The 15,567-nt window shown below is 73.1% G+C and carries 14 protein-coding genes; 7 read left to right on the top strand and 7 right to left on the bottom strand.

Translation table 11 applies throughout. The features are described from left to right. Positions 1-185 precede the first annotated feature (185 nt). Positions 186-2,408 (top strand): CDP-glycerol glycerophosphotransferase family protein, encoded by a 2,223-nt coding sequence (locus ACIQOW_RS24070; RefSeq protein WP_401088123.1) that lies wholly within the window; start codon positions 186-188, stop codon positions 2,406-2,408. 112 nt (positions 2,409-2,520) lie between these two features. On the opposite strand, the gene ACIQOW_RS24075 is transcribed toward ACIQOW_RS24070, so the two are convergent. Beyond that, the gene (locus tag ACIQOW_RS24075; RefSeq protein WP_401088126.1) at positions 2,521-2,733 is read right to left on the bottom strand and encodes an EF-hand domain-containing protein; all 213 of its coding nucleotides are present in this window, start codon (positions 2,731-2,733) and stop codon (positions 2,521-2,523) included. 176 nt (positions 2,734-2,909) lie between these two features. On the opposite strand from ACIQOW_RS24075, the gene ACIQOW_RS24080 reads away from it, so the two are divergent. Continuing rightward, positions 2,910-3,578: a lysophospholipid acyltransferase family protein gene (locus ACIQOW_RS24080; RefSeq protein ID WP_401088129.1), complete on the top strand. Its 669-nt coding sequence runs from the start codon at positions 2,910-2,912 to the stop codon at positions 3,576-3,578. Between the two features lie 112 nt (positions 3,579-3,690). Here ACIQOW_RS24080 and ACIQOW_RS24085 read toward each other — a convergent pair whose 3' ends face one another. Together ACIQOW_RS24085 and ACIQOW_RS24090 are read right to left on the bottom strand one after the other, a co-directional pair. Then, positions 3,691-5,529, bottom strand: a complete 1,839-nt coding sequence (locus ACIQOW_RS24085) for an ABC transporter ATP-binding protein (protein WP_401088131.1) — start codon at positions 5,527-5,529, stop codon at positions 3,691-3,693. A gap of 243 nt (positions 5,530-5,772) precedes the next feature. Further along, positions 5,773-6,546, bottom strand: coding sequence for an SDR family oxidoreductase (locus ACIQOW_RS24090; RefSeq protein ID WP_188298122.1), 774 nt, complete (start codon positions 6,544-6,546; stop codon positions 5,773-5,775). A 156-nt stretch (positions 6,547-6,702) separates the two neighbouring features. On the opposite strand from ACIQOW_RS24090, the gene ACIQOW_RS24095 reads away from it, so the two are divergent. The 4 genes from ACIQOW_RS24095 (at position 6,703) to ACIQOW_RS24110 (ending at position 9,654) form a co-directional block, all read left to right on the top strand. Further along, on the top strand, positions 6,703-6,906 hold the full coding sequence (locus tag ACIQOW_RS24095; RefSeq protein WP_401088133.1) for a hypothetical protein: 204 nt from the start codon (positions 6,703-6,705) through the stop codon (positions 6,904-6,906). 65 nt (positions 6,907-6,971) lie between these two features. Continuing rightward, a complete protein-coding gene (locus ACIQOW_RS24100; protein WP_401088135.1) occupies positions 6,972-7,694 on the top strand; it encodes a hypothetical protein in 723 nt (240 codons plus the stop codon). Beyond that, positions 7,691-8,626 (top strand): DUF6895 family protein, encoded by a 936-nt coding sequence (locus ACIQOW_RS24105; RefSeq protein WP_401088137.1) that lies wholly within the window; start codon positions 7,691-7,693, stop codon positions 8,624-8,626. The genes ACIQOW_RS24100 and ACIQOW_RS24105 overlap by 4 nt, the downstream gene beginning before the upstream one ends. Continuing rightward, positions 8,623-9,654, top strand: coding sequence for a serine hydrolase domain-containing protein (locus ACIQOW_RS24110; protein ID WP_401088139.1), 1,032 nt, complete (start codon positions 8,623-8,625; stop codon positions 9,652-9,654). Before ACIQOW_RS24105 ends, ACIQOW_RS24110 begins: the two co-directional genes overlap by 4 nt. 20 nt (positions 9,655-9,674) lie before the next feature. On the opposite strand, the gene ACIQOW_RS24115 is transcribed toward ACIQOW_RS24110, so the two are convergent. Further along, positions 9,675-10,337 (bottom strand): LysE family translocator, encoded by a 663-nt coding sequence (locus ACIQOW_RS24115; protein WP_401088141.1) that lies wholly within the window; start codon positions 10,335-10,337, stop codon positions 9,675-9,677. A 171-nt stretch (positions 10,338-10,508) separates the two neighbouring features. Between ACIQOW_RS24115 and ACIQOW_RS24120 the strand changes: the two genes are divergently transcribed. After that, on the top strand, positions 10,509-11,870 hold the full coding sequence (locus ACIQOW_RS24120; RefSeq protein ID WP_401088193.1) for a PLP-dependent aminotransferase family protein: 1,362 nt from the start codon (positions 10,509-10,511) through the stop codon (positions 11,868-11,870). 87 nt (positions 11,871-11,957) lie between these two features. Here the strand turns inward: ACIQOW_RS24120 and ACIQOW_RS24125 are convergent, their stop codons facing one another. The 3 genes from ACIQOW_RS24125 to ACIQOW_RS24135 are packed head-to-tail and all read right to left on the bottom strand — an operon-like array spanning position 11,958 to position 15,426. Beyond that, positions 11,958-12,863 carry an SDR family oxidoreductase gene (locus ACIQOW_RS24125; protein WP_401088142.1) on the bottom strand — a complete coding sequence of 302 codons (906 nt, stop codon included), beginning with the start codon at positions 12,861-12,863 and terminating at the stop codon, positions 11,958-11,960. Beyond that, on the bottom strand, positions 12,860-13,858 hold the full coding sequence (locus ACIQOW_RS24130; RefSeq protein ID WP_401088143.1) for an alpha/beta fold hydrolase: 999 nt from the start codon (positions 13,856-13,858) through the stop codon (positions 12,860-12,862). Before ACIQOW_RS24130 ends, ACIQOW_RS24125 begins: the two co-directional genes overlap by 4 nt. After that, positions 13,855-15,426: a flavin-containing monooxygenase gene (locus tag ACIQOW_RS24135; protein ID WP_401088145.1), complete on the bottom strand. Its 1,572-nt coding sequence runs from the start codon at positions 15,424-15,426 to the stop codon at positions 13,855-13,857. The genes ACIQOW_RS24130 and ACIQOW_RS24135 overlap by 4 nt, the downstream gene beginning before the upstream one ends. Positions 15,427-15,567: the final 141 nt, after the last annotated feature.

The following is a 15,567-nucleotide window of genomic DNA, read 5'->3' on the forward strand; positions in this document are numbered from 1 at the left end:
AGAGGGTCGGCCGGACCGCCACCCGGCTGCCGGTGCCGCCCCGTGAGGGGCCCGGCACCGGCGGTTCCGGGCCCGCCGCGAACCCGCCCACCCCGAAGGGCCTTCGCGCCCCGCCACGAGGCCCCCGGGGTCCGCACCGGACGTCCGCGCAGGTCGCACCCGGTGGATCGGTAAACTCGGCCAGCGTGTCCCTCCTCCTCAGCATCGTGCTCCCGGTCCACGGCGTGGAGCGGTATCTCCCGCGCTGCCTCGACTCGATCCTCGGCGACACCCCCGCCGCGGAGACCCGCTTCGAGGTGATCGCGGTCGACGACCTCTCCCCCGACGGCTCCGGCGCGATCCTGGACGCCTACGCCGCCCGCGACCCCCGGCTGCGGGTGCTCCACCTCACCGAGAACCAGGGCCTCGGCGGCGCCCGCACCGCCGCCCTGCCACAGGCCCGCGGCGAGTACGTCTGGTTCGTGGACAGCGACGACTGGGTGCCCGAGCAGACGGTCGGTGCCCTGCTCGACGAACTGGAGCGGGAGCGCCGCCGGGAGACCCCCGTCGACGTGCTGATCACCGGCTTCACCCACGTCTACCCGGACGGCGGGACCGAGCCCAACCCCTGGCGTCACGTGCTGACCGACTCCCCGCTGGTCGAGGGCTGCACGCTGGCCGAGCACCCGGCGCTGTTCCAGACCGTGATGTCGGTGTGGAACAAGGTGTTCCGCCGCGAGTTCCTGGACGGCCTCGGCGTCGCCTTCGGCCGCGGCTACTACGAGGACATCTCGGTCACCTACCCGGCACTGCTGGCCGCCGGGCGGCTGCGCTACCTCGACCGCCCCTGCTACTTCTACCGGCGCGGCCGGGACGGCGCGATCACCGCCACCGCCTCCCCCAAGCACGCCGACGTGTTCGCCCAGTACGACGCGATCTTCGCCTTCATGGACCGGTCCGGCAACGGCGACGGCGACCGACAGGACCGCCCCGGCCGGCCCGTCCCCGACGCGCTGCGCACCCTGGTCTTCGACCGGACCGTCCGCCAGGCGCTGAACGTCTACGACACCCCCGGGCTGGTCCCCGCCGACCTGCGCAGGGACTTCTTCCAGAAGATCGCCCGGCACTTCGACCGCCACCGCCCGGCCGACTACCGCTTCCCCGGCGGGGTGCGCGGCGTGCAGTACCGGCTGGCCGCGCGCGGCGCCCGGATCGCCTACGCGGAGCTGCGCCGCACCGGCCGGCTGCCGCGCGAACTCAAGCGCGGGGCGCGGGCGGTGGCGCCCGCGGTGAAGAAGGGGATGCGCAGCGGCGCCCGGTTCACCGCGTACAACGCGTTCCGCCGGCTGCCGCTGGACGAGAACCTCGCGGTCTACGCCGCGTACTGGCACCGCGGTTACGCGTGCAGCCCGGCGGCGATCTACGAGAAGGCGAAGGAACTCGCCCCGCGGGTCCGGGGTGTGTGGGTGGTGGAGAACCGCGCCCAGGCGGCCACGCTGCCGCCCGGCGTGCCGTACGTGATCGTCAACACCCCCGCCTACCTGAAGGCGATGGCGACCGCCAAGTACTTCGTCAACAACGTCAACTTCCCCCGCACGATGTCGAAGCGGCCGGGCACGGTGCACGTCCAGACCCAGCACGGCACCCCGCTCAAGGCGATGGGCATGGACCTGCGCGACCACCCGGCGGCGGCCGAGGGAATGGACTTCGAGCAGCTCCAGGCGGCCGTCGACCGCTGGGACTTCCTGGTCTCCCCCAACCCGCACACCAGCAAGCACTTCGCCCGCGCCTTCCCCGGCCGGTACGAGATGCTGGACACCGGCTACCCTCGCAACGACCGGCTGGCGAAGGCCGCTTCGGACGAGGTCCGGGAGATGCGCGAACGGCTCGGACTGCGGCCCGGCACCCGGGCGGTGCTGTACGCGCCGACCCACCGCGGCAGCAAGGGCGGCTACGTGCCGCTGCTGGACGTGGCGGCACTGGCCCGGCAACTGGGCCCAGAGTTCACGCTGCTGGTGCGCACCCACTACTTCCACACCGACGGCCCTGGCGACCTGGCGGCGGCCGGTACGGAATCGGCGCGGATCGTGGACGTCTCCGCGCACCCGACGGTCGAGGACCTCTACCTCGCGGCGGACGTGCTGGTGACGGACTACTCGTCGATGATGTTCGACTACGCGGTGCTGGACCGGCCGGTGGTGATCTTCGCCCCGGACTGGGAGGAGTACCAGCGCGAGCGCGGCGTCTACTTCGACCTGTTCGAGGAACCGCCGGGCGCGGTCACGGTGGACCCGGACGGGCTGGCGCGGGCGCTCCTGGCGGGCGATCCGGAACCGGCGGCACGGTCCCGCTTCCGGGCGAAGTTCTGCGTCTGGGACGACGGCGGGGCGGCGGAGCGGGTGGTGCGCCGGGTCTTCCCCGCGACGTAACAGCCCCGCGACGCAGCAGCCCTGTGACGTAGCAGCCCGGCGGAGAAGTGAAGCAGGGCCTCCGGACGGGGCCGGTGCCGGCGGTACGGCGACCGGCCCCGTCGGCGCGGACTCAGCGCCGGCGGGCGGCCAGGAACTCCTCGAAGGTCAGGACGCCGTCGTGGTCGGTGTCCATGCCGTGGATCAGCGCCTCGGCCATCGAGAGGGTGACGTCGTGGTCGCCCATCTCGTTGGCCGCCAGGGCGTACTCGGCCGGGGTGATCCTGCCGTCGCCGTCCTTGTCGAAGCGGTCGAAAAAGGCCTTGATCGCCTCGGTGGTCTCCATCGTGCCCTCCTGGGTACTGCGGGGTGTCGCTCGGTTCGGACGGCCGTACCCTACCCGGCCGTGGCGCGCGCCACGGCCGCCGGGAGTGGACGGGCGCGGGGGTGGGTGTCGTAGTCTGCGGATCTGATTGCAGGCCCGGGCTCCTCCCGGGCGGTCGTTCGTCCAGGGAGGGAATCGTGCTCGACCTCGCCACCAAGTTGGTGCTGAAACCGGTCTCGCGGGGGATCTGGCGGCCGGTCATCGAGGGGATCGAGAACGTCCCGCGCAAGGGCGGGGTGATCCTGGCCAGCAACCACCTGTCCTTCATCGACAGCGTGGTGATCCCGCTGACCGCCCCGCGCCGGGTCCACTTCCTCGCCAAGGCCGAGTACTTCACCGGCACCGGGCTCAAGGGCCGGCTCTCCAAGGGCTTCTTCGAGGCGATCGGCGCGGTGCCGGTCGAGCGCGGCACCTACCGTTCCGCCCAGGCCTCGCTGGAGTCGGCGCTGGAGATCCTGGAGGACGGAAAGGCCTTCGGCATCTACCCCGAGGGCACCCGTTCGCTGGACGGCCGGCTCTACCGGGGCAAGACGGGCGTCGCCTGGCTGGCGCTGACCGCCGGTGTGCCGGTGGTGCCGGTGGCGCTGGAGGGTCCGGAGCAGATCCTGCCGGTGGGCAAGCGGCTGCCGCGGCTGAAGAAGGTGACGGTCCGCTTCGGCGAGCCGCTGCACTTCGACGGGCTGCACGGGCAGGCCCGCTCGCTGAAGGCCCGTCGGCAGGTGACCGACGAGGTGATGGCGGCCATCCAGCGGCTCTCCGGCCAGGAGGTCGCGGAGAGCTACAACGAGGCCCCGAAGGCGGCCTGACCCCGGGCCGGCCGCGTACGCGTCGGCCGGGGCCGACGGCCGCAGCCGATGTCCGTAGTCGACGTCCGTAGTCGCGTCCGTAGTCGCGTCCGTAGTCGGCGTCCGCGGTCCGTCAGACGCGCCCGAGTGCCGCCGGTTCCGGCTGCCCGGCGGCCTCCGGTACCTCCCGGCGCAGCAGCGCCGCGTACCGGCCGTCCAGCGCCACCAGCTCCTCGTGGGTGCCGAGTTCGACCACCTCGCCGCGGTCCAGGACGGCGATCTGGTCGGCGGCGCGGACGGTGGAGAGCCGGTGCGCGATGGTGATGGTGGTGCGGCCGGCGGCCAGGGTGTCCACGGCCTGCTGGACGGCGCGTTCGGTGCGGTTGTCGAGCGCGCTGGTGGCTTCGTCGAGGATCAGCACCGGCGGGTTGCGCAGGATCGTCCTGGCGAGTGCCAGGCGCTGCTTCTCACCGCCGGAGAAGCGGTAGCCGCGCTCGCCGACCAGGGTGTCGTAGCCGTCCGGCAGGGCGGCGATGGTGTCGTGGATCTGCGCGGCCCTGGCGGCCTCGACCAGTTCGGCGTCGTCGGCGCCGGGCTTGGCGAAGCGCAGGTTCTCGGCGACCGAGGCGTGGAAGAGGTAGGTCTCCTGGGAGACCACGCCGACCGCGCGGGCCAGGGTGTCGAAGGACAGTTCGCGCACGTCCACCCCGTCCAGGGTGACCCGTCCGCCGGTGACGTCGTACAGCCGCGGGACGAGGTAGCTGAGGGTGGTCTTGCCCGAGCCGGTCTCGCCGACCACGGCCAGTGAACTCCCGGCCGGGACCTTGAGGTCGACGCCGGCCAGGGTCGGGCGCTCCTGCCCGGGGTCGTAGCGGAAGTCGACGGACTCGAAGCCGACCTCGCCGCGGATCCCGGTCAGGGTGACCGGGTCGGCCGGTTCGTCGATCTCCACCGGCAGGTCGAGGTACTCGAAGATGCGCTGGAAGAGCGCGAGCGAGGTCTGCACGTCCACTCCGGTGGAGAGCAGGCTGACGGTCGGGCGGAAGAGGCCCTGCTGGAGGGTGACGAAGGCGACCAGGGTGCCGACCGAGACGATCGGCGCTCCGGCGGCGGAGGTCAGGCCGGCCGCCCAGTAGATCACCGCGGGCATCGCGGCCATCACGATCTGGATGGTGTTCATCCGCCAGCGCCCGGCCATGCTGGCCCGCACCTCCAGGTCGGCGAGCCGCTCGGACTGCCCGGTGAACTCGCCGGCGAGCGAGCCGGAGCGGCCCATCGTGCGGCCGAGCAGGATGCCGCTGACCGAGAGCGACTCCTGGACCGCCGAGCTCATCGCGGCCAGCTGCTTCTGCCGCTCGGTGGTGATCTTCTTGCGCTCCTGGCCGACCCGCCGGCTGATCCAGACGAACAGCGGGAGCAGCAGCAGCGAGACGACCGTCAGCCGCCAGTCGAGCGCGACCATGGCGACGACGGAGGCGACCACCGCGGTCAGGTTGGAGACCAGGCTGGTCGCGGTGGAGGTCACCGTGGACTGCATGCCGCCGATGTCGTTGGCGATCCTGGACTGCACCTCGCCGGTGCGGGTGCGGGTGAAGAAGGCCAGCGACTGCCGCTGGAGGTGGCCGTAGACGGCGGTACGCAGGTCGTGCATCACGCGCTGGCCGACGGTGGTGGAGATCAGCGTCTGCAGCACGTTGAAGATGCTGTTCACCACGGCGGTCAGGATCATCCCGAGCGCGAGCAGGCTGAGCAGCCCGGTGCGGCCCTGCGGGATGGCGGTGTCCAGGACGGCCTTGAGCAGGAACGGCGAGACGACCGAGACCACCGCGGAGGCGGCGACCAGCAGCCCGACGGTGGTCAGGCGGCCCCGGTACGGGTGGAAGAGCGCGAGGATGCGCCGCCACTCGGCGGGCGGGCGGGGATCGCCCTCGGCGCGGTCGGGCGGGGTCCAGTCGATGGCGGTGGGCCTCAAGGACGGGCCTCCCTGGGTGGGACGGTGGAGCGGACGGCGGGACGCGGGTCAGCATAGCGAGGATAGCTCATAGTTAGACAAGCTAATAGTGAGGGTTACTCTATTCCTCTGCCACACCGAACCCGGCCGCCCCGGCCGCCACTCTGCCGCCCCGGCCGCCACTCTGCCGCCCCGGCCGTCACCCTGCGACCCCGACCCCGACGCCGCCCCGCCTCCCGGCACCCCCGTCCCGACGCCCCGGCCTCAGTCGGTCCGGTAGCTGCGCGCCGCCTTGGAGGAGAGCCCGCCGAGCTTGCCGGACGGCAGCACCCGGGCGATCGCCACGGCCGCCTTGTACCGCTTGCCCGGCACGGACACCGACCGGCCGCGGGCCAGGTCGCGCATCGCCTCGTTCACCACCCGCTCCGCGGACAGCCAGGACCAGGACGGGATGTTGCCGGTGCCCATACCGGCCCGCTGGTGGAACTCGGTCCGGGTGAAGCCCGGGCACAGCGCCATCATCCGCACGCCCGTACCGCCGAGGTCGCGCATCACGCCCTGGGTGAAGCTGACCACCCAGGCCTTGCTCGCGCCGTACGTGCCGCGCGGCAGGAAGGCGGCCACCGAGGCGACGTTGACGATCGCGCCGCGGCCGCGCTCCCGCATGCCCGGCAGGGCGGCCGTGGTCAGCCGCAGGATCGCCTCGATGTGCACCTTCAGCATGTCCAGTTCGTCCTGGAGCGGGACGGTCCCGAAGGCCCCCTTGTTGCCGAAGCCCGCGTTGTTGACCAGGAGGTCCACCGGGCGGGCGGAGTCGGCGAGCCTGGCCTCCACGGCGGCGATGCCCTCGTCGGTCGCGAGGTCGGCGGTCAGCACCTCCGCCTCGATCCCGTACCTGTTGTTCAGGTCGACGGCGGCGCGCTCCAGGCGCCCGGTGTCCCTGGCCACCAGGACGAGCTGGTAGCCGCTGCGGGCGAGCCGGTGGGCGAAGGCGGCTCCGATGCCGGCGGTCGCGCCGGTGATCAAGGCGGTAGTCATGCCCCCGACCGTACCCACCCAGTGCACCGGCACCCGCACCCAGGGCGACGTCGCAGCTCAGCGGCCTGCGGATGCAGGTCCCCCCAGGTGCTCGTAATGTCGAGAAGGGGCATCGTCCGACCGGGCGGTGAAATTCCACTTGAGGAGGCATATCTGATGCTTACTCAGTTCCGGACCGAATCCGCTTCGACGTCACACAGCGCGACGCTCGAAGCCGAGACACTCGCGAGCCTGATGGTGGAGGACGAGGCCGTCGTGTCCGACGCGCCCACGTACTCGCCCGAGGCGGCAGGACTCCTGCTCCTGCTCGGCCTGATCCTCCTCTCCCCGAAGGGACCGAAGGAGAAGCCGACCCGGTAGCCGGACCCCCGGCCGCACCGGGCCCCGCGCCCACGCCGAACCTCCTGAAGGAGGACCTCACCACCATGCCATTCGCCGAGACCCCTCTCCGTGACGAGTACGCCGCGGCGGTCGAACGGGTGGCGGGCCGGATCCTCGCCGTCCTCCGGGACGGCGAGGATGCAGCCGCACTCGCGGATCCGGACACAGCCGTACCCCGCCCGCTGCTGGCCGCGGTGCGCGTGCTCGGAGCCGACCTCCTCGCCCCGCAACTGCTCGCCGGGACCGAGCCCGACGACCCCACCGCCGCACTGCTCGCCGAGGCCCGGCGGGCCCTTCCCGCACCCGCGGCCACCGCCGAGGGCGCGCTGGTGATCGCCTGGCAGGACTGGGCGGCCGACCGGGTGCTCGCCCGTACACCGTACGGGGGGGCGTCGACCGCGTCGCCGTCCGCTGCCCCGCCCTCTCCCGCTCCGCTGCCGGGACCGGCCGACCTGGGCTGGCAGTCCTGGTCGGTGCGGATGGCACAGCTGTCCGCACTCGCACTGCCCGGACTGGACGGACCGGTGCACGACGCCGCCAGGGCCGACACCCTGGGCCTCGCTCGCGGCACCGTCCGCTCCATGCTCCGGCAGGACTTCACCACCGCCGCACGGCTCGCCCGCTGGCTCGCCTGGGCGGACGCCGAGGGCCGACCGCCGCGGATCGAGATCGAGCCGGCCCTGGACCGGATCCGACTGATCGGCGTCGGCGCCCGTAACCGGCTGGACCTCGCCATCGCCGAGCGGCTGCTGGAGGGGACGGCATGACCGACACCCAGGTGCTCGCCACCGCCCAACAGCTCGGCAGCCGTGCGCTGTCCTGGCTGCACGCCTGCTACAAGGGCGGCTACGGCAGGCTCGAGGACAGCACCATCATCGACCTCTCCGAACCGAACGACGTCTACAAGCCGCTCTGCGAGGCCGCGATGGCCTCCTCCCTGGTCCTGCGCAACGGCGTCGCCGGGCCGCGGGACGTCCGCATCGCACGCGAGATGCTCGACGTCGCCTGGAGCCAGCTGCGCGAGGGCGATCTGCTGTACGAGCGGCAACTGCGGCACGTCACCGTCACCGATCCGCTGGAGACGTACGCGCACTTCGCCCGGATCGGCTACCGGCACGCCGCGCTGGAGGAACTGCTCGAATCGCTCGGCAAGCTGCGGGCCGTGCACGCCGTCGAGATCCCGGGCAGCCGGATGCTCGCCATGGCGAACGCCCGGCGGATCATCGGGCTCAGCCCCCGGCCGGACTGGCCCGCGCTCGCCGCCGGCACCTGGCTCGGCGCGCTCCCCGAACCCTGGACCGTCGCCTGGACGACCGCCTACCAGGCCACCCACACCGTCTTCCACCTCACCGACTGGGGCGCCCGGCCCGGGGATCTGCCCGAGCCGATGCGGGACTACCTGAACGACTGGCTGCCGGTCTGGCTCGACATCTGGCTGGAGATCGGCCAGTGGGACCTGGTCGGCGAGCTGCTGATCGTCGACGCGTGCATCGGGGAACCGGCCACCGGACGGTCCGGCTGGGAGGCCCTGGCCGCGGCGCAACGGGCCGACGGGCTGGTGCCCCGGGACACCGAACCGATCGAGGACGACCCGGAGTCGGCCATCCGCGCGCACGAGCACACCGCGGTGGTCGCGGTCGTGGCCGCGACGGTCATGCTCTCCCGGGCGCTCGGCGGCAGCCCCGCGGCGGTCGCGTGAACGACCTCGTCGACCAGGCCGTCACGGCGGTGGTGCGGGCGGCCGAGCCCAACGCCACCGCCGTGACGGTGGCCGTCGCACGCGGGGACCACGAGGAGATCCGGTGCTTCGGGCGGCTCAGGCGCGGGGCGGGCGCGCCGCCGTGCACGCCGGACACCGTCTTCGAACTCGGTTCGGTGAGCAAGACGTTCACCGCTCTGCTGCTGGCCACGATGGCCGTACGCGGTGAACTCGCCCTGGACGACCCGGTGGAGAGCCGCCTGCCGCGCTGCTGGCGCCCGGCGGCCGTCCGTTCGCCCGAACCGATCCGCCTGCTGCACCTGGCCACCCACACCTCGGGCCTGCCCCGGCTTCCCCCCGGAATGCGCGTGGGGGCCGTTCCCGCCTGGTTCAGCAACCCCTACGCCGCGTTCGGTGAGGACGACTTGAGAACCGGCCTCGCCCGAACGACCGTACGCAGCAGGCCCGGCAGCCGGTACGGATACTCCAACTACGGGGTCGGACTGCTCGGGCGGACGCTCGCCGAAGCGGGCGGGCTGCCGTACGGGGACCTGCTCGCCGAACGGGTCTGCCGACCGCTCGGGCTGCGTTCCACGACCTGCGCCGCGGACGCTCCCGGCCAGGCCGTCGGATACCGGCACGGACGGGAGCTACCGCCCTGGAGCATCCCCGGACTTCCGGGGGCGGGTGCCGTACGCTCCTCCGGGGCCGATCTGCTGCGCTACCTGCGGGCTCATGTCGACGGCGGCGCAGGAGAGTTGGGAACCGCCCTGCGGGAGGTCCAGCGGTTGCGGCTGCGGCTGCCACGCTCGACGGACCGGCTCGGCCTGGTCTGGATGCACCGCCACTCGGGCGGCCGGGACCTCTACTTCCACTCCGGCGGCACCCGGGCGTTCACCACCTTCGTGGGGTTCTCGTCCAAGGGCTCGACGGCGGTGGCGGCACTGGCCAGCACCCCACCGGCGCTGGACGGGCGATTCATCCAGGCCGGGTACGAGCTGCTGCGGGTGGCCTGCCCTGCTGACTGATCGTCCCGACCGCCGCGGCCTCAGACCGCGACGGCCTTGGCGCGGTCGGCGGCGATGTGCACGGCGAGGCCGGCCAGGACGGTGCCCATCGCGTAGCGCTGGATCCGCAGCCAGCCGGGGCGGCGGTTGAGGAAGGCCGCGATGCCGCCCGCGCTCACCGCGATCAGGCCGTTGACGGTGACCGCGATCGCGATCTGGGTCAGGCCCAGCACCAGGCTCTGCGCGGCGACGTGACCGCGCTCCGGCGCCACGAACTGGGGCAGCAGCGAGATGTACATGATGGCGATCTTGGGGTTGAGCAGGCAGGTCAGGAAGCCCATCGCGAACAGCCGGCGCGGCGGGTCCGGCGGCAGCTGCCGCGGGGCGAAGACCGCCGTACCGCCCGGCTTGACCGCCTGCCAGGCCAGCCAGAGCAGGTACCCGGCGCCGGCCAGCTTGATCGCGGTGTAGAGGGCCGGCACCACCGAGAACACCGCGGCCACCCCCGCCGTCACCGCGACCAGGTAGACCAGGAAGCCGGTCGCGACCCCGGTCAGCGAGACCAGCCCGGCGCGGCGGCCCTGCGCGATCGAGCGCGAGACCAGGTAGATCATGTTGGGCCCCGGCGACAGCACCATGCCCAGTGCCACGGCGGCGATCCCGAGCACGGCGTGGCCGTCCACGGCGGATGTCAACGTGTCCATGCGAGGAGGCTAGGGCGGGCAATCCCCTCAATGCAATGATGACTTTGCACTCGGTGCAATGTGGCGGAGTGGCGGGGCCCCTGGCCCTTGACGCCGTCCGGGCCGCCCACCCCGTGCACTCCATGCATGCCATCCACGCTCTACGAAGGACCACGGGAGGGCCGACCGCCGATGGACGACTACCGCCTGATCGCCGACCGGATCGCCGCCGACATCGCGGACGGGCGGCTGCGGCCGGGCCATCAGCTGCCCACCCAGCGCGCGTTCGCCCGCAGCCGGGGCATCGCCGCCTCGACGGCCGGACGCGTCTACCAGGAACTCGCCCGACGCGGACTGACCGTCGGCGAGGTCGGACGCGGCACCTTCGTCCGGGCCGGGCGCGCGGCGGACGGCGGCCGCGTGGCGCTCGCGGAACCGGCCGCCTCCCCGGTGGACCTGGAGCTCAGCTACCCCACCGTCCCAGGGCAGGCGGAGCTGCTGGCGGGCGGGCTGGCGCCGCTGCTTCGGCCGGACGCGCTCGGCGACGCACTGCGGCCGGTCGGCGTGGCCGGGACGGGATCTGCCCGGCGGGCGTTCGCGGGGCTGGTGTCGACCGGCTTCCGGGAGGTCGGGGCGGAGGAACTGCTGTTCGCCGGCAACGGGCGGCAGGCCATCGCCGGGGCGCTGTCCGCACTGGTACCGCCCGGGCAGCGGCTGGGCGTGGAGGAGCTGACCTATCCGGTGGTCAGGGCGGTGGCGGAGCGACTGGGCATCGTGCTGGTGCCGCTGGCCGTCGACGAGCACGGGCTGCTGCCGGACGCCGTGGCGGCCGCCCACAGGACCGCGCCGCTGCGCGCGCTGTACGTCCAGCCGCGCCTCCAGAACCCGCTCGGGGCGAGTCTGCCGCAGGAGCGGGCGGTGGCGCTCGTGGAGGTGCTGCGGCGGCTCGGCCTGCCGGTGGTCGAGGACGCCGTCTGGTCCTTCCTGCGGCCCGAGCTGGCGCCGCTGGCCGTGCTCGCGCCGGAGCGGACCGTGCTCGTGGACAGCCTCTCCAAGCGGCTCGCCCCCGGTCTGACCACGGGGTTCGCGGTCGTCCCCGCGGAGCTGCGCGAGGCGGTGGCGGGGTCGCTGCGCTCGGGCGGGTGGACGACGAGCGGCTTCGCGCTGGAGGCGGCGGTGCGCTGGATCGGGGACGGCACACTGGCCTCCGTCGAGGCGGCGAAGCGGGCCGACGCGGCGGCCCGGCAACTGCTGGCGCGCGAGGTGCTGGCGGGGCAGCGGCTGCGATCCGACCCGCGCTCGTACTCCCTGTGGTGGGAGCTGCCGACGGGCCTGCGGGCGGAGATCTTCGTCGCGGAGGCGGCGCGCGCCGGGATCTCGGTCACGCCCGCGGCGGCCTTCGCCGTCGACCCCCGGCGCTCACCGTCCGCCGTCCGGGTCGGGCTGGCCTCGCCGCCGCTGCCGGTGCTCGCTCGGGCGCTGGAGACGCTGGCGCGGATCGCGGGGGCGGGTGGGGGCGCGTCGCCGGGGGGACGACGGACAGATGACAGCTGACAGATTTCGAAATCTGTCAGCTGTCATCTGTTATCCGTCGCCTGATATCTGTGCTTCCGCCGGGCTTCGTCTGTCAGGCGACGGCCGTCACTCGCCCGCCCCGTTCCGGCTCCCCCGGACCGCCGTGTCGGCCGCACCTCCGGCGCCGACCGCGCGCAGGCGGCTCGCGGCGGTGGCGGCGAGCTGGGGGGCGAGCCGGGCGACGTCACGGGAGCCGACCACCGCGATCAGGCTCGGCAGCAGCCAGCGGACCGGCTGCATCCCGCGCAGCCAGGCCTGCGCGTAGACGTGGGCGGACCGACGGGCGATCCCGGCGACGATCCGGTCCACGGCCGGCTCCAGCGGATACGTCTTGTTCGCCGGCCACGGCAGCCGGGAGCGCATCTGCTTCAGCACGGCGTCCTGGTCAGCCCCGCGCACCATGTCCGTGTCGGTCCAACTGAGGTACCCGACACCGACCTTGACCCCCTGGTAGGCCACCTCGGCACGGATCGAGTGGGCGAAGGCCTCCACTCCGGACTTGCTGGCGCAGTACGCGCTCATCAGCGGCGCGGGCGTCAGCGCGGCGAGCGAGGCGATCTGGAGCAGGTACCCGCGGCTCTCGGCGAGCGCCGGGAGGAAGGCCCGCGCGGTGGCCACGCTGCCCAGCAGGTTGACCTCGATGACCCGGCTGAACGCCCGGTGGTCGCTGTCGGCCAGCGGTCCACCGAGGGCGATCCCGGCGTTGGCGACGACGGTGTCGATCCGCCCGTAGTGCTCCTTGATCAGCCGGGCGGTGTCGCTGAGCGCGTCGAGGTCGGTGACGTCCACCTCCCAACTGGTCGCGGACGGGCCGCACTGCGTCGCGACGGCCTTCAGCTCCTCGGGCTCCAGCCCCAGCAAGGCCACCTGGGCCCCGCGCCGGGCGAGCTTGCGGGCCAGCGACGCACCGACGCCGCGCGCGGCCCCGGTGACGACGACGACCTGTGCGGACAACGGCGGGATGGCGTTCATGCGACGGCGGTCCTCTCGTCGGCGGAAGCAGAATCGGAAGCGGAGGCGGGGGCGGAAGCCGGGGCAGCGGCCTCGCCGGACGCGGCGGCCAGGTACCCGGAGGCCATCCGGTGGATCTCGGCCGCGACCTCCGCCGGGCGCTCCAGCGGCGACATGTGGCCGACCCCCGGCAGCAGCAACAGCCCCTGCGGATCCCGGAGTCCGGCGACGATCCGGTGGGCGTGTACCGGCGGGGTCAGCCGGTCTTCGGTGCCGACCACCACCGACGTGGGCGCGGTGAGCCGGGCGAGTCCCGCGTGGACGTCCAGCCGGTCGAGCACCGCGGCCCAGTTGGCGCGGACGGCGGTCGGGCAGGCCTGCACGATCCGGGCCGTCGTCTCGACCTGGCCGGCGGGCGAAGCCGGCCCCATGGTCGCGTACTTGAGCGCCGCCCGGCTGACCGGTGAGACCGGGCCGAGGGGCATCCGGGAGCGCAGCAGCTGACGGTGCAGGAAACGCCGCAGGCCCCGCGGGCGCACGGCCGGTGGCAGGACGGTGAGTTCGGCCACCAGCTCGCCGGGCCCGGTGGAGATCAGGACGGTCGCGGCGGTTCGCTCGGCGACTTCGGGACGGTCACCGGCCGCCATGATGGTCATCCCGCCCATGCTGTGCCCGGCCAGTACGGCCCGCTCCCCCGCCGGTACGGTCCGGGCGAGCACGGCGGACAGGTCCTCGGCCAGCGCCCGGGTCGAGTAGCGGGCCCGGCTCGGCGGGATCTCGCTGTGCCCGTGACCGCGCTGGTCGTAGGCCACCACCCGGTAACGGTCGGAGAGTTCGCGGATCACCGGGGCCCAGAAGGCGGTCGAGCAGGTCCAGCCGTGCGCGAGCACCACGGTGGGCGCGCCGGGCTGACCGTGCACCTCGGCGTGCAGCCGGATGCCGTCCGCCGAGCGGATGCTCAACTCCTCCACCGGGGCCGGCGGTTCGTACTTCTCAGGCAGGTGAACGCCACTCACGCGGAGACCTCCTGGACGGTGCGGGCGGCGGCCGGCGCGGCGCGCATGATCAGCTCGTACTCGCCGAGGTCCACCTTGCGGGTGGCCCTGCGGAACGAGGTGGTGGACCCCGGCCAGAGCACGGTGTTCTTGCCGCTCGGATCGAGGTACCAGCTGCGGCAGCCGCCGGTGGTCCAGACGGTGCGGTCCATCCGGTGCTGGAGTTCGAGGTTCCACTGCCGCTGGGCGCGTGCGGTCGGCTGCATCGCGGTGGCACCGATCGAGCCGAGCGTGGTCAACGCGTCGATCATGTAGTTCAGTTGGGACTCGATCATCAGGATCATCGAGCTGTTGCCGAGGCCGGTGTTGGGCCCGATCACGAAGAAGAGGCTCGGGAAGCCGTGCACGGTCGAGCCGCGCAGCGCCTCCATGCCGTCCTTCCACTCCTCCGCCAGGCTGGTGCCGTTGGCGCCGAACACCCGGGCACCGATGGGCATGTCGGTGACGTGGAAGCCGGTGCCGAAGACGATGGCGTCCACCTCGTGCTCGCTGCCGTCGGCCGCGACCAGCGTGGAGCCGCGCAGCTCACGCAGGCCGGAGGAGACGACCTCGGTGTTGGCCGCCGCGAGTGCCGGGTAGTAGGTGTTGCTGAGCAGGATGCGCTTGCAGCCGATCCGGTAGTCCGGGGTGAGCTTGGCGCGCAGCGCCGGGTCGGGGACGCCCTGGGCGATGTGGCGCTCGGCGAGCTGCTGGACCATGCGCAGGAGTCCCGGGCGGCGCACGAACGCGTCCACCTGGAGCTCGCGGAGGGCGAAGAGGGTGCCCCGGCGGATCTTCGCGGTGACCGGGAGGCGGCCGTGCAGCCACTTCTCCAGCTGGGTGATCTCGCGGTCGCGGCGCGGCAGGACCCAGGCCGGGGTGCGCTGGAAGACCGTCAGCTTGCCGACCTTCGGCTGGATCGACGGGACGATCTGGGCGGCGGAGGCGCCGGTGCCGACCATCGCGACGCGCTTGCCGGTCAGGTCGAAGTCGTGGTCCCAGCGGGAGGAGTGGAACACCTTGCCGGGGAAGCCGCTCAGCCCGGGCAGGTCGGGGATCTGCGGGTCGGCGAGCGGTCCGGCGGCGGAGACGATCGCGTCGGCGGTCCACCGGCCGGCCGCCGTGGTGATCTGCCAGCGGGTCTGCTCGCTGTCCCAACGCGCCTCCAGCACTTCGGCGTTGAAGCGCAGATGCGGACGGAGGCCGAAGACCGTGGCCACCTTCTCCAGGTAGGCGCGGATGTCCGACTGACCGGAGAAGCTGCGCGGCCAGTCGGGGTTGGGGGCGAAGGAGAAGGAGTAGAGGTGCGAGGGCACGTCGCAGGCGCAGCCGGGGTAGCTGTTGTCGCGCCAGGTGCCGCCGACGGAGTCCGCTCGCTCCAGGACCACGAAGTCGGTGATCCCGGCGCGGCGCAGCCGGACCGCGGCGCCGAGGCCGCCGAAGCCGGAGCCGATCACCGCCACCCGGACGTGCTGGACGGACTCCTGGGCGGCGGTGGTATCGGTCGCTGCGGACGCGCCGGAGCTGGGGCGCTTGCTACTGGATGCCATGCGGCAACCTCCTGAGGGTGGGGCGGTGATCTTCGCGCTCTTCCGGGACCGTCCGCCCCGGAGCCTCCCGGGGGCTCACCTCCGGGACCCTGCCAATCGCGCCAGTAATCACTGGCACGATTGGCAGGGTAGCCCTTGCTG

Source organism: Kitasatospora sp. NPDC091335 (assembly GCF_044757205.1).
Taxonomy (GTDB): Bacteria; Actinomycetota; Actinomycetes; order Streptomycetales; family Streptomycetaceae; genus Kitasatospora.